Annotated in this window: 12 protein-coding genes, 2 tRNA genes and 2 pseudogenes; 3 read left to right on the top strand and 13 right to left on the bottom strand. The window is 49.9% G+C overall.

Translation table 11 applies throughout. The features are described 5' to 3' along the window. Positions 1–103: 103 nt before the first annotated feature. The 5 genes and pseudogenes from DWX76_RS09750 to DWX76_RS09730 form a co-directional block, all read right to left on the bottom strand. A pseudogene (locus tag DWX76_RS09750) lies at positions 104–1,380 on the bottom strand (peptidoglycan-binding protein). A 122-nt stretch (positions 1,381–1,502) separates the two neighbouring features. Then, positions 1,503–3,299, bottom strand: coding sequence for an aminopeptidase P family N-terminal domain-containing protein (locus tag DWX76_RS09745; RefSeq protein ID WP_118570570.1), 1,797 nt, complete (start codon positions 3,297–3,299; stop codon positions 1,503–1,505). 25 nt (positions 3,300–3,324) lie between these two features. Further along, positions 3,325–4,746 (bottom strand): dihydrolipoyl dehydrogenase, encoded by a 1,422-nt coding sequence (lpdA, locus tag DWX76_RS09740; protein WP_106999716.1) that lies wholly within the window; start codon positions 4,744–4,746, stop codon positions 3,325–3,327. Between the two features lie 96 nt (positions 4,747–4,842). Beyond that, positions 4,843–5,853, bottom strand: coding sequence for an aspartate--ammonia ligase (gene asnA / locus DWX76_RS09735; protein WP_022360200.1), 1,011 nt, complete (start codon positions 5,851–5,853; stop codon positions 4,843–4,845). A gap of 242 nt (positions 5,854–6,095) precedes the next feature. Beyond that, on the bottom strand, positions 6,096–6,872 hold the full coding sequence (locus DWX76_RS09730; RefSeq protein WP_118570569.1) for an HAD family hydrolase: 777 nt from the start codon (positions 6,870–6,872) through the stop codon (positions 6,096–6,098). 332 nt (positions 6,873–7,204) lie between these two features. On the opposite strand from DWX76_RS09730, the gene DWX76_RS09725 reads away from it, so the two are divergent. Next, positions 7,205–7,278, top strand: a tRNA-Pro gene (locus DWX76_RS09725). A gap of 113 nt (positions 7,279–7,391) precedes the next feature. Here the strand turns inward: DWX76_RS09725 and DWX76_RS09720 are convergent. The 5 genes from DWX76_RS09720 to trkA all read right to left on the bottom strand — a co-directional run bounded on the left by DWX76_RS09720 (position 7,392) and on the right by trkA (position 10,922). Continuing rightward, complete coding sequence (locus DWX76_RS09720; protein WP_022359096.1) at positions 7,392–7,616, bottom strand: hypothetical protein; 225 nt, start codon at positions 7,614–7,616, stop codon at positions 7,392–7,394. 194 nt (positions 7,617–7,810) lie between these two features. Continuing rightward, positions 7,811–7,975 carry a hypothetical protein gene (locus DWX76_RS14495; protein ID WP_243015170.1) on the bottom strand — a complete coding sequence of 55 codons (165 nt, stop codon included), beginning with the start codon at positions 7,973–7,975 and terminating at the stop codon, positions 7,811–7,813. Next, positions 7,962–8,099 (bottom strand): hypothetical protein, encoded by a 138-nt coding sequence (locus tag DWX76_RS14490; RefSeq protein ID WP_243022524.1) that lies wholly within the window; start codon positions 8,097–8,099, stop codon positions 7,962–7,964. The genes DWX76_RS14495 and DWX76_RS14490 overlap by 14 nt, the downstream gene beginning before the upstream one ends. A gap of 15 nt (positions 8,100–8,114) precedes the next feature. After that, positions 8,115–9,554, bottom strand: coding sequence for a TrkH family potassium uptake protein (locus DWX76_RS09710; RefSeq protein WP_118570568.1), 1,440 nt, complete (start codon positions 9,552–9,554; stop codon positions 8,115–8,117). Between the two features lie 9 nt (positions 9,555–9,563). Further along, positions 9,564–10,922 carry a Trk system potassium transporter TrkA gene (trkA, locus tag DWX76_RS09705; protein WP_022359093.1) on the bottom strand — a complete coding sequence of 453 codons (1,359 nt, stop codon included), beginning with the start codon at positions 10,920–10,922 and terminating at the stop codon, positions 9,564–9,566. A 328-nt stretch (positions 10,923–11,250) separates the two neighbouring features. Between trkA and DWX76_RS09700 the strand changes: the two genes are divergently transcribed. After that, positions 11,251–11,321 (top strand) — tRNA-Gly (locus DWX76_RS09700). Between the two features lie 216 nt (positions 11,322–11,537). On the opposite strand, the gene DWX76_RS15130 is transcribed toward DWX76_RS09700, so the two are convergent. Next, positions 11,538–12,200, bottom strand: a complete 663-nt coding sequence (locus DWX76_RS15130) for a M15 family metallopeptidase (RefSeq protein ID WP_412694044.1) — start codon at positions 12,198–12,200, stop codon at positions 11,538–11,540. 2 nt (positions 12,201–12,202) lie between these two features. Here DWX76_RS15130 and DWX76_RS15125 point away from each other — a divergent pair, with 2 nt between their 5' ends. Continuing rightward, the gene (locus DWX76_RS15125) at positions 12,203–12,391 is read left to right on the top strand and encodes a hypothetical protein (RefSeq protein WP_412694043.1); all 189 of its coding nucleotides are present in this window, start codon (positions 12,203–12,205) and stop codon (positions 12,389–12,391) included. A gap of 283 nt (positions 12,392–12,674) precedes the next feature. On the opposite strand, the gene DWX76_RS09690 is transcribed toward DWX76_RS15125, so the two are convergent. Next, a complete protein-coding gene (locus DWX76_RS09690; RefSeq protein WP_022359091.1) occupies positions 12,675–12,965 on the bottom strand; it encodes a phage holin family protein in 291 nt (96 codons plus the stop codon). A 447-nt stretch (positions 12,966–13,412) separates the two neighbouring features. Beyond that, positions 13,413–13,812, bottom strand: a pseudogene (locus DWX76_RS14075) (IS200/IS605 family accessory protein TnpB-related protein); the annotation flags it as partial.

Here is a 13,812-nt window from a genome sequence, read left to right as displayed (position 1 = left end):
TTCTTTGTCTCTGTTTCCTGTATGCATCCTGCTCACAGATCTTTCACCTATAGGAATTCATATGTCTTTTCGTTATTCTTCTCCCGCAAATCCCATTTCCAACTCAATTCAGCTCCGCAATCCGCGAGATCCCCACATAGATATGAGAAATCTTGTACCAGGTAGCAAAATCGACCACGCCCGTCTGCGGAAGTCCAAACACCGACTGGAACGCCCGTACGGACGCCTCCGTTCCGGGTCCGTAGATCCCGTCCGGCGTAACCCGCGGGATCGCTGTATACACAGTCGCCACCGCGTCAAGCTGCTGCTGCAGCTGCCGCACCTTATCGCCGCTGGACCCCACCTTAAGCGGTTCCCCCGGATAGGAGATCGGGATTCCTGATATCTGTTCCGCAGTGTTGATGTAAATACTATTTCCATAGAAGCGCCGCAATATCTCGATCGCGCTGTATCCCTGTTCTCCCAAACTGCACGAACCCCACTGGGTCATCCAGCCCGGGCAGGACACCCGCCGCCCGTCGCAGTACTGTGTCAGAATCGGCTGCCGCACACCGGGGCGGGACAGATAGTTGTCAAAAATGTCGTCCACCACCTCTGAGATCGGCTCGAAAATATCACGCCCGTAAATCCACTTGTGATCGAATGCCGTCGAGGAAGTGATTGTAAAATCGTAGCCCTGGTTCCGATACCACTCCGTATACACCCGGTTCAGTGTAAATGACATGATCGCAAGCACATTGGCGACGATCGTGCTACGCGGCCAGGTCGCGTAGATCTCGCTCGACGCCACGTTTTTGATATAATCCCGGTATGCCACATAGTAATCTTTTGCGGAGGCATTGGTCGGTACGCCATCATGCACGACGATCGTCTGCGGCACCACCACGCGGCTCAGCACGATCTCGCCGCTCTCCTGCACCGGTTTTACCTCATCTTCGGCAATCTTGGGCGGATAGGAACCATATAAGGTATGGTCCGGAATCTGGATATTCTCCTCCGCTCCGGTCTGAGCCGGAAGCGGAATCATCCGGATCGGCTGGACTGCCAGCACGCCCGCCAGCACCTCCGTTCCTTTTACCTTCACCGGCTCATAGCCTCTGCCCTCACTTCCACCGTATAATCCGCATACGGCTTTTCCCGGTTCTGTTCTTCCAGTGAAAGCAACGCAGGAGGCGCCGCTACCGCAATCTCCTCCGTCTGCCCGGATAAATTGGTTCTAAGCACTTCCTGCGTCTGTCCTGAATTGCCATAGCTGACCGAAACCTCTGCTCCCTCAATCGGGAAATTGTTTTCACGGTTTACCACATCGATCCTCAGATAGCCGTCCTGCATTCCAGTTGTCTCACAGATTCGAACACGGTCGAACAAATGATAGCGCATACACGCAGCCTCACATTTATTTTACATGGTCATTTACAGTTTATATCCAGCATCTTTTATCTATGCCGGTTTTTATCCGATTTTTTAATGTTTTACTGCCGTATCTTTCTTATTTTTCTCCTCTAAATCGCTCTCGTCGCCTCTGCCAGCCACACCTTCTCTTCCTCCGTCATATACGGAGACAGCTTCTCATACACGCCCTTATGGTACGCGTTCAAAAGCTCGCGGTCGCGCGCTTCCATCAGCGATACGTCGATCGTGTCCAGATCGATCGGAACCCAGGTCAGATTTTCAAATTTCATGAACTGACCAAATTCATTCTTCACATCCTTCACACAGAGCATCAGATTCTCCGTCCGGATGCCAAATTTTCCTTCCAGATAAAGACCCGGCTCATCAGAGGTAACCATGCCTTCCTCCAGAACCGCATTTTCAGCGGGCGATGTGAGCAGCCTCCATCGGATGGAATTCGGACGCTCATGCACACAGCCCAGATAGCCGACACCATGCCCTGTTCCATGGTTGAAATCCAGGCCGTTTCTCCACAGGAGTTCGCGCGCAATATAGTCCAGGTTGATACCGCGGCAGCCATACATAAACTTCGCATCCAGCAGACGCAGCATCGAGCACGCCACCAGCGTACAGCAGCGTTTTTCTTCCTGCGTGATCGGTCCGACCGCGATGGTACGCGTCACATCCGTCGTTCCCTCATAATACTGTCCGCCGGAATCGACCAGATACAGCCCCTTATTCGGCACACTGCTCTTCTCTGTCTCAGACGCCGTATAGTGGCACATCGCCGCGTTCGGTCCCCACGCAGAGATCGTCGTAAAGCTCATATCCAGGCAGTTTTTTTGTTCCAGGCGCAGCTTATCCAGATATTCCCCGGCGGTCCACTCATCCAGTCCTTTTTCACCTGCATGTTCCTTCATCCAGCGCAGGAAACGGGTCAATACCAGACCATCCTGCACATGCACGCGGCGCATATTTTCCTGTTCCACTGGATTTTTGACTGCTTTTGCCGCTGCCGTCGGGTTCATCGCCTCGATCACTTTCACACTCGCATCCAGGCACCGGAACAGACGGTAATTGATCTTCGACTTTTCCAATAATACACGCTCATAGCGGAATGCGGATGCAATCTGGTATACCGCCTCATATGGCATGATCCGAACGCCCAGTCCATGCAGATAGGCACGTACTTCCTCGTTCAGCGTCTTCTCATGAATAAAGAGGAATAATTCCTGTTTTGTCACAATCAAGTAGGACAATACAACCGGCGTATGTACAATGTCATCACCCCGGATATTTAAAAGCCACGCGATATCATCAAGACTCGTCAGCAGATGCACCGTCGCCTGACGCTTTTTCATCTCCCCGCGCAGATCTGCAATCTTCTCCTCCGCCGGTTTTCCCGCATAGTTCTCTTCCAGAATCCAAACCGGGTTCATCGGAAGCGCCGGGCGGTCGTCCCAGATGCTTCCAACCAGATCCTCACCCTCCGAAATGCGTACCTTTTTCCCGGACAGTGCTTTCGCGATGCGCTCGCCCTCTGCCGTATCGACCACTCTGCCGTCAAAACCCAGAACACCCTGTTCCGGCATATGTTTTTTCAAAAATTCCAGCGTCGTTGGCACGCCCTCCTGACCGGAGCGGTAAAGTTCCACCCCGCTGCCGGAAAGCTCTGCTGCCGCCTGCACAAAGTATCTTCCATCCGTCCAGAGACCTGCGTCCTCCATCGTAATGACCGCCGTTCCCGCCGAACCGGTAAAGCCTGTCATATATTTCCGGCATTTGAAATACCCGCTCACGTATTCCGAGCCGTGGAAATCCGATGTTGGAATCAGATATGCGTCCATTCCACGCTCCGCCATCTTCTCGCGAAGCTGTTCAATTTTCGCCCGAACCTCACGTCCCATTTTTCTGCCTCCTGTTGTTTCTCTATTATCCATTTTTCAACGCATCTTCGATCGCCTCCGTGATCGCCTCACTGTACGTCGGATGCGCGCGCATCGCCGTCGAGAGCTGATATGCCGTAAGACCGTTGGCGATCGCCGTTGCCATCTCTCCGATCATGTCCGTCGCACGCGCACACATGATCTGCGCCCCGATCAGCGTGTTGGTATACGCCTCAAAAATCAGGCGCACAAAACCGCGGCTGTTTCTCGCCAGAAGCGCTTTTCCATTTTCCGTCATATATGCCACACCGCACTTGATCTTCATATTATAAAGGCGGGCGTCATTTTCCGTAAATCCAACCGCCGCAATCTCCGGCTCCGTATAAATACAGGTCGGCACAACCGGAAGCACGACATACATACCGTTCGGCACGACCGAAAGCTGCATCCGGTGTCCGCGTCCCGCCAGGTTTTCGACCAGATAAGCCGCATGGGACGCTGCCACATGGGCAAGACGTTTCCGCGCCACGGTATCGCCGATCGCATAGACATTTTCCTGCGTCGTGCGGTAGGTTCCCTTGATGAGCGGACGCCCATTTTCCAGCTGTACCTGACAATCGTCCGCCAGAACCTTCGACATATTCGGGCGTCTGCCGACTGCCACCAGCACGCGGTCCGCCGGGCTTTCCTTCCAGCCGCGCTCACAACGGTAATTGACCGACACCGTGTCATTGCCGCGATCCTTGATCTCCATGACCTGTACATTGCAGTGGACTTCAATACCCTTAGAACGCAGATTTGCTTCCATCTGCTCGGAAATCATCGGATCCATCGACTCCAGCAGACGATTTGCCTGCTCCAAAAGCGTCACGCGGGAACCGAGCGCCGCGAAGATCGTCGCGATCTCCACACCGATGACACCGCCGCCGATGACCGTCAGACAGTCAAAATTCCAGTCATCCATCCGCAGAATATCACGGCTTGTCATAACCTGCGGCAGATCAATTCCCGGGATATCCGGAATCACAGGGCTGGAACCGGTTGCCAGAATCACATTTTTTCCTTTCAGCGTCAATGCGCCTTTGGAGGTCGTTACACGCACCACATTATCCGCATGCAGGCGCGCATCGCCGTGAATCATCTCCACCTCCGCTTTTTCTAACATTCCCTGAATCATTGAGCGGAATGATTCCACGGACTCATTTTTATAAATCTGCATCTGCCGCCAGTCAAAGCTGACCTTCTCCGCCACGATGCCAAACCGGAATGCTTTCAACATATCCCGGTAGACTGCCGTCGCCTGCAGAAGCGCCTTGGCAGGAATACAGCCGGTATTGACGCATGAGCCGCCCAGCGCTTTTTTCTCGATCAGGACTGCATCCATCCCCATCGCCGCCGCACGCAGCGCTGCCGTATATCCCGCCGGTCCCGCACCGATAATAATTAAATCATAGATATGATCCGCCATATAAATATCCTATCCTCTCATTCTATGGGCTTTCCATTACACAAAAAACTGCCGCAGAAAATCACTTTCCCGGGCAGCTTTTCATCAATTTTATTTTTACAGCAGATGAATGTTGTGAGCCTCTGCCTCTGCGCGCACACCGTCCGGCCAGATCGACGCCTGCACCTCTCCGATATGTGCTTTCCGCAGGAAGAACATACAGATACGGGACTGACCGATACCGCCGCCGACTGTATACGGAAGCTCTCCCTCCAGAACTGCTTTCTGGAATGGCAGCTCCGCGCGTTCCTCACATCCCGCCTTTACCAGCTGCTCTTTCAGGGAATCCTCATCAACACGGATACCCATGGAAGAAAGCTCCAGTCCGATATCCAGAACTGGATAATATACCAGAATATCGCCGTTTAATTTCCAGTCATCATAGTCCGGGGCACGACCATCGTGCTTCTCACCGGATTTCATCTTGTCACCAATCTGCTCGATAAATACCGCACCGTGCAGCTTCGCAATCTTGTACTCGCGCTCCTTCGGTGTGCAATCCGGATACATATCTTCCAGCTCCTGGGTCGTCACAAATGTGATATTTTCCGGAAGATAACGTCCAATGTACTCATACTCATATGCCATATAGTCCTCGGTCACTTTCAGTGCCTTGTAAACCGAACGGACAATGGATTCCAGTGTCTCACGGGTACGATCTTTTTTACTGATGATCTTCTCCCAGTCCCACTGATCCACATAAATGGAATGGATGTTGTCTGTATCCTCATCACGACGGATCGCGCTCATGTCGGTGTAAAGGCCTTCACCTTCCTGAAATCCGTACTCTTTTAATGCCTGACGTTTCCATTTGGCGAGAGAATGTACAATCTCAGCCTTCCGATCTTTCTGCTCCAGAATCCCAAAGGATACCGGGCGCTCTACGCCGTTTAAGTTATCGTTCAGACCAGATTCCGGCAGTACAAAAAGCGGTGCGGACACACGAGTCAGATTGAGCTGTTTTGCCAGTTCTCTCTGAAAAAAGTCCTTGATTTCCTTGATAGCAACCTGTGTTTCTCTCAAATCCAATACCGGTTTATAACCAGCCGGAGTAATTAAATGTTCCATCTGTTACATCCTCTCTTTTTTCCCGGTGCGTGTCCGGTTCCCTGCCGCACTGCCGATTTCTGCAGCCGCAGTTCATCCTTTTAGTCAAAGCTTGCAGGCACGCACCTTTTAAGTCATTTCTTGTTATTGTACTGCATGGAATTTCTACTCAAAGAAACTCACCTGTGGACAATAACCGTTTGGTAGCTATTATATCATTTATATAGGAAAATGGGAACAGGTAAAATAGGAAAATAACTTCTTTAAAATAAATGAAGGTGTTCGCACGCTTTATAAATTCCATCTTCCCCGATCGGCGCCGTCACGTAATCGGCTACTTTTTTAAGCGCATCCACTGCATTTCCCATCGCCACGCCGATGCCGGCTTCCTGCACAACCTCAATATCATTCATGCTGTCGCCAAATGCCACTGTATCGGAGAGATCTTCTTTTTCTCCAAAATACACCGCCAGCCTGCGGAGTCCGTCCGCCTTGGAATTGCCTTTCTCGACCACATCCGCGCCATGTCCGCTCGCAAACATCGGCAATTTCAGGGTCGGAAATTCCCGTTCCATCTCCTTCACCTGTTCACGGCTGCCGACAAACGCCAGTGTCCGGACCGGCATCGTGAGCATCTTCCACGGATCCTGGAACTGCCGCCCGCAGCTTCCCCAGAAGCGGATATCATTAGCCGCAATGATCTCCGGATGGATATAGTAATCTTCATCCCCCACCGTCATGCCGATTCCGAAGCCCTTTTCATCGCAGAAACTCAGCACCCGGTGCAGGAGTTTCGGATCAAAGATGTGCTCAAACAGCAGCTTATCTCCCACTGTGATCTTCGTCCCGTTCATATGTACAATCGCATCCGGACGGACGATGTCCCGGTACGATGTACTGTAATAATTATCCATATCGCGCCCCGTTGCCAGCACAATCTTGTACTTCGGGCGCAGCTTTTCAATCGCCTCCAGCGCACTCGGTGTGATCTGATCCGTCCGGTGGTCTAAGAGGGTCATGTCTAGATCAAAACTTATCATGATGTTCTCCTTGGGGTTGGTTACTACAAAAGGTCACAGCCGAAGACTCTGCTATGACCTTTTCTTTTAATTATCCACGTTTTCATCATACCATTTTTCAAATTTGGAGTCAATATTGGGAAAATATTCATTCTATTGATCCATTCCATTGATTCGTAAAATTCCACTCAACCATCAAAATTACATCAAAAAGCAAACATCCGGCAGCGAAAATTTAGAAGTCATAGTTGATTTTTGATGTAATTTTGATATAATGATACGCATATAATACTTCAACAAATGGCGGTATATGTCAGCTGAACATTTGGCAAAGTGCAGCTATGATTTATTTTCGGGGTATGGCGTAGCTTGGTAGCGCGCTCGGCTGGGGGCCGAGAGGTCGCAGGTTCAAATCCTGTTGCCCCGATTTTTAGCGTATTCTTAGAGTTCTTAATAACTGAAGGGAAGAAAGCCGGGCAGCTCTCACCGCCCGGCTTTCTTCCTCTCAGTTCACACCCCATGCAAGCTGAATCTCCATCTCTAATTTCCGCAGCCACAGCCGCCATTATTACTGCAGCCGCAGCCAGACTGGCTGTCTCTTCCTGCATCGTAGCCATCCCGATAGCCGATGGCATAACCATCGTTGAAACCTCTCCGATAGGAATTTCTTCCGTTATTTCCACAGCTATTCCAGCCCCATCCATTGTTTCCGCAGCCGCCGCATCCTCCGCAGTGTCCACAACCATTACCCCAAGACCAACACATATGATAATCTCCTTTTCATTTTTCATTGATACTATATCATATGCCTGTCAACGCAAAGTGTGTCCCACTTCCCCGGAAGCCACACTGTCAGCCGTTTCAAGCATCTGTCCCAAAACAAGCCACCAGCCATTTTCTCTGCATCATGGCAGCAAAAATGGGCGCATGCCAAACACATCACGCCCACTTTTATCTACTTACACCCGGAAGTTCCGGCTCTTAAACACATACACATGTGCGAACAGTGTCACCAGCACAACCGCCGCCAGCACCAGATCGCCCGTACCGCCGCCCAGATGAAACGCCATGCCAAACAGCGACAGCGTATCAATCGCAAACAGCCATTTTTCAACTGCATACACCTTTTTCAGGTATATTTCTTCGGATCGATCGAATCCGATATAAAATCAGGAAATCTTTGCCGCAGAACAAATCAATTGTCTCTGCCAGTCCCAGACACCCCGTTAAAAAGAACAGTATATCCATCCGCATTCTCCTCCCCTAGAACCGTTTCCAGGTTTCCCTTGAAAACAGCAGAAGTAGCGGAAATATCTCCAGACGTCCTGCCAGCATATCAAAGATTAAAACCAGTTTTGAGAAATTACTGAAAAACCCAAAGTTTCCGGTCGGTCCGACCAGTGCCAGACCCGGTCCGATATTATTAAACGTAGCCGTAACCGCCGTAAAATTCGTCACCAGATCGTATTCATCCAGAGAAATCAGTAGAACAGATACCGCAAAAATGAGCACATACGCAACCATAAACACATTCGTCGAGCGCACAACCTCATGCTCTACGATCTTTCCATCCATTTTGATCTTCTCCACTACACTCGGATGCAGGTACTGCTTCAGTTCCTTTTTTACCGATTTAAGCAGAATCAAGACGCGCGACACCTTGATACCGCCGCCTGTACTGCCCGCGCAGGCGCCGATAAACATCAAAAGTACCATAATCGTTCTTGAAAGCTGCGGCCATTTATCAAAATCCACCGTGGCGTAACCGGTCGTCGTGATAACCGAACCGACCTGGAATGCTGCATCCTGGAATGCCTGCAGTGCATTGCCGCAGAGTGATACTGTATTGACTGTAATGATGCCAACCGCCGATGCAATGATTAGAAAATATGCCCGCACCTCCTGCATTTTAAAGGCCTGTCCTATTTTTCGCATCAGCAGGAAGAAGTAAAAGTTAAAATTCACTCCGAACAGAATCATAAACACCGTCACGACATTTTTCTGAAATGCCGTGTAGCTCGCCAGACTATCATTCCGGATTGCAAAACCACCCGTACCTGCTGTTCCGACCGTGATCGTGATCGCGTCGAAAATCGGCATTTTCCCAAGAATCAGAATCACAGCCTCGAGGATCGTCATTCCCAGGTAAATCTGGTATAACAGCTTCGCCGTCATCTGGACCTTCGGAACGAGACGGCTCACGATGGGTCCTGGGCTCTCCGCCTTCATCAAATTCATATGGGAACCGCCCACCATCGGCAGGACACTCAGAAGGAATACCAGAACGCCCATACCGCCAATCCAGTGCGTAAAACTCCGCCAGAATAATAAGCAGTTCGGCAGCTGCTCCACACTGCTCAGAATACTTGCACCGGTCGTCGTAAAGCCCGATACCGTCTCAAACAGGGCGTCGATCGGATTCGGAATATAGCCGCTTAATACAAACGGCGCTGCTCCCATCACACTGAGTAAAACCCAGCTTAGAGAAACCGCCACAAAGCTCTCCGCCACATAAAAGATCTGGTTTTTCGGTTTTCGGCGTACTAGAAGCATACCAACCATCAGGCATACTGCCATCGTTGCCAGAAAGCACCATACCTCCGACTCACGGTAAATCAGTGCCACTGCCGTCGGAAGCGCCATAAAAGCCGCCTCAAAATTCAGGATCCAGCCTATGATATAAAATACAATCGAATAATTCATCTATGCCGCCTACTTTCTCAGGATGTCACGGATATCCCGCAGACCTTTCTGGCTCGTCAGGACAATCACTGTATCGCCCTGCTGGATGCAGTCCTGTCCACGCGCGATCTTGATATTGCCGCCGCGGTTGATGCATCCGATCAGCAGGTTGCTCTTGAGATTCAAATTCATCAGCGGAATGCCCGTCACTTCCGACTCCTCGCGGATCACAAACTCCAGTGCCTCCGCCCGACCATCGAGAATATGATACAACGTCTCCACATTGCTGCCGATGGTATTCTGCATCGCGCGCACATACTGTAAAATGTAGTCCGCCGTGATGTATTTCGGATAAATCAGACTTCCCAGGTCCAGCTTGCTGATCAGCTCGTCAAAGGCGATCCGGTTAACCTTCGTCACCAGCTTCGCGCTGGAATTTTCCTTCGCATACAGCGCAAGGAAGACATTTTCCTCATCCATATTCGTCAGGGTGACAAATGCCTCCGCCGTCATCAGCCCCTCTTCCAGAAGAAGCTGCCGATCCGTTCCGTCGCCGTTGAGGATCAACGCATCGTCCAGAAGCTCTGTCAGAACCTCGCAGCGCGCTTTATCTTTCTCCACAATTTTAACCCGGATCTTCATCGCCGCCAAAAGTTTCGCCAGATAATAAGCAATCGTACCGCCTCCGACAATCATCGTATTTCTGACCTGGTTTGTCTGGATGCCGATCTTGCGGAAAAATTCTGCCGAATTTGCCGGGGAGGCGATAATCGACACCATATCCCCGTTTTTAATCACAAATTTACCATCCGGGATCGCCACCTCATCGCCGCGCTCAACACCGCCTATCAGGACATCGCAGCGGAATTGGCTGTCAATATCCATGACCGAAAGCCCGTCCAGCTTAAACTCCGGTTTTACCTTAAATTTCAGAAGCTCTACCTTTCCCTTGGCAAATGGATCGATCTTGATCGCTGACGGGAAGCGCAGAATTCTCGAAATCTCCGTCGCCGCCGCATATTCCGGGTTGATAATCATGGAAATTCCCAGCTGCTGCTTGATAAAGGTAAGCTCGTTGCTGTAAATCGGATTCCGCACACGCGCAATCGTGTGGCAATGCCCCACTTTTCTCGCAATCAGGCAGCAGAGAAGGTTCATCTCATCCGACCCTGTCACGGCAATCAGCATGTCCGCCGTCTGCACACCTGCCTCGATCTGCATGGAAATGCTGGCACCATTTCCCACCAGTTTGATCGCATCGATATCATCTGACACCCGCTGCATCCGCTCCGCAGACGTATCGATCATCACCACATTGTAATCCTCCCGGACAAGCTGCTCCGCCAGCGTCGTACCAACCTTGCCGCATCCGATAATGATTATATCCATAGTTTCCTCCGTTATTTTCTGTTTATCCGCCATACCGATACAGAAAATCTCTATTTTATATACAAAATAAAAAATCTGCCTTAACACTTTCCTATGACGGAAAAAGGGTGCCTGAAAACCGCGCCCTAATCCATACGGAATTATTATAACACCTTCTGCGAGTTTTTGAAATATAAATTGTGTTAAGAGGGCATTTTGTGGGTGTTTTGAATATATTTGTCTCTTTCGATCCCAAAAGTGTCTACCCGTGTACAGTAATTTTCCTCCCTTTTTGGCAAGATAAATTTCTTGACTTTTTCAGAAAAAACAGTATACTTAATGTATATTTGCAGATATGGTTCATCGGTAGAACGCTAGCTTCCCAAGCTGGAAAGGCGGGTTCGACTCCCGTTATCTGCTTTTTTTGATGGATGCGGAAACCCTTGTAAATGCTGGATTTTTCCTTTATTTACAAGGGTTTCCGGTGTTTTTGGCGCATCTACCACGAAAGCATATTTCAGTATAAAGAACCCCTTTTTCTGGGAAAATATCACACGAAAAAAGGGCTGTTTTTCCTTTATTTTCAAGGAATGACAGCCCCTTATTATACGCTTATATTGTGTTTTTCATCATATTTTATCGTATATGTCCGTCCTCTGCTATCCGATCTGCGGTAATCATCCAGCCATCCGAATCAAACGCATACGCCTGTCCGTCAATCTGGCAGACTGCATCGTGCCGGTAGGTGTACCCACTCAGCAGATACCACCAGCGCCCGTCCTGGCACACCCAGCCAGTAAGATACTTGCCAGACACCCAGCCGTCCGCAGTCTGGATCCACGGTGCTCCGCTGACAAAACACTTCCGGATCGGCTGCACCTGCTGATCCTTACTGTATCGCTTGGCAGAGTCAGCACCTGCCGGAGCTGTCCGGATGATGAGCGAAGATGCAGTGATGCTCAAGCCGTGTGCGCCGCTCTTGATGTCCTTGAGATCCGCCGCTCCGGCATCGCTGTCGGCTTTGACTGTCGCTACATCCATTTTAGGCCAGGTCTTTTTAAACGCCTCAAAGGTGCCGTAACGCTGTTTAAGAATGTTGGTGCCGCTGCCCCAGTCCGGCAGATAAAGATGTGCCTTGTCCACGATGCTACGCCAGTCTCCGCCCCAGGCAAGTCCTAAAGCTTTTGCCAGCTCTGCGGCCCTTTTAAACATACCTGTGCTGTCATTGTAGGCATCGTCTGACACGCTGCCATCGCCGTCCACATCCATCTTAAGATAAAAATCAAAGGCAATCCCCACTGATGCTGACTGCTATAGCTATTGCCTTTGGCATTGGTTACAATGTTGCCAGGCTTGGTACGTCCTTGCGCGTACAGAGCGTCCTGCTCCGCCACCGTCCGCAGTGTCTCTCCGATGGCTACTGTGATACCCTCGGTCGCACAGGCTTTGATCCAGGCGGACGCAATGCGCTGGAGACGTGGATGGCATAATGTGATATCTCTCATAGATTTGTCCTCTTTTCTTTATGATATGAAAAATATGACATTTTGTTTTCCGGGGTATCTTGCAAAGAATTTTCGCATATGCTATAATGCCGATAGGCTAAGAGATAGTAGTTGTCCATCACAGGCAACGACAAAACCCCCAAGGATCGCGACTCCTTGGGGGTTTTTATTCCTACTATCGGCTTTCGTCGATTTTCCCCTATTGTTGCGATGTCGCAACGGCAGCCATGCCCCGAACTGCCACGGGAGATAGTCGGATCACCTTCTTCTACTCTTCTTTTCCTGACTGCTTAAAAATCTGGTTTACATACGTAGACAATCCCGCCACAAGGACGCCCTGTGTAAGTGCCGTGAAAACTGCCAGCGCGATATCCTGACCACTGCCGCAAGCACAGGTAGCGAACACATAGATGGCACAAATCGCAACGCCAATCAGCCCATTAATGAGTGGGATGTATTTGTCTTTCACTGTCTCGCTCTGCTTCAGCCACATCCCAATAAAGTACAGCACTACTGCTACTACAAGTAATTCCGGCTTTACATAATCTTTAATCTGCATACCTTATCCCTCCATCTGCTTTTCCAAATCTGCGATCCGATGGTTTGCTACCCGGATCTGTTCCTGCATCACTGCCTCGGTCTCCTCTAATTTATATGTACGCTCAATTACTGTATGAAAGCAATTATGAATGATGAAGTCATGGAACGACTGATTGATACGCTGATGTAGTTGCAGAAGAAAGAAAGCACCGATCTGCCTCTTTTGAAAAAGCAGCTTGCAGAAACGGAAAAAGGTATTAACAATATGCTCAACGCCAGTGAACCTCACATGGCTAAAGTCACGTGCTTCTCGGCCGTTTTAAACGGCAAGACTAAATATCGGCGGATACGCCAGTAACTTAGAATTCGTGCGGATACGCACTTTTTCCACGCCGGATACGGCTGGTTTCCACATTACAGGTAGTCCGCTGTATATCTGCCTGCGTTTATGCTGCTTTTAAGTTGTTTACTCTACATAAAGCTTTCTTAAATCTCCATAAACACATGAGGTTCTACGCTTCACTGCAGGTACTTTTGCCTCCAGTGAAGACCTTCCCGTTTCCGGCAAGGGTTTTAAAAGTTCCCGTATAAAATATCTCGCTCCGATATTATAGGATGCTGACAGGTCGCAGTTGTACTGTTTTCCCGTCCGGAAGGTACATAGGCTATGGTTCTCCTGATTTCTTACTACCGCTCCGCTTCCGTCACAGGCCAGCCTGCTGGTGTTCCGGGCACTGACCCTGGACACACGAATTCTGTTCCGATGTGCCTGATGTTCACACAGTTTCTGAATATCCCGCTTTCTCCATAAATGAAGCTTTTGTTTCTTTTTTCCGGATATTTTTCCCTGCATTTCCAGATACTCA

It is taken from the genome of Clostridium sp. AF21-20LB, from assembly GCF_003478795.1.
Lineage (GTDB): Bacteria > Bacillota > Clostridia > Lachnospirales > Lachnospiraceae > Otoolea > Otoolea fessa.
Note: the sequence above shows the minus strand (reverse complement) of the source record. Positions and strands in the feature narration are given on the sequence as shown.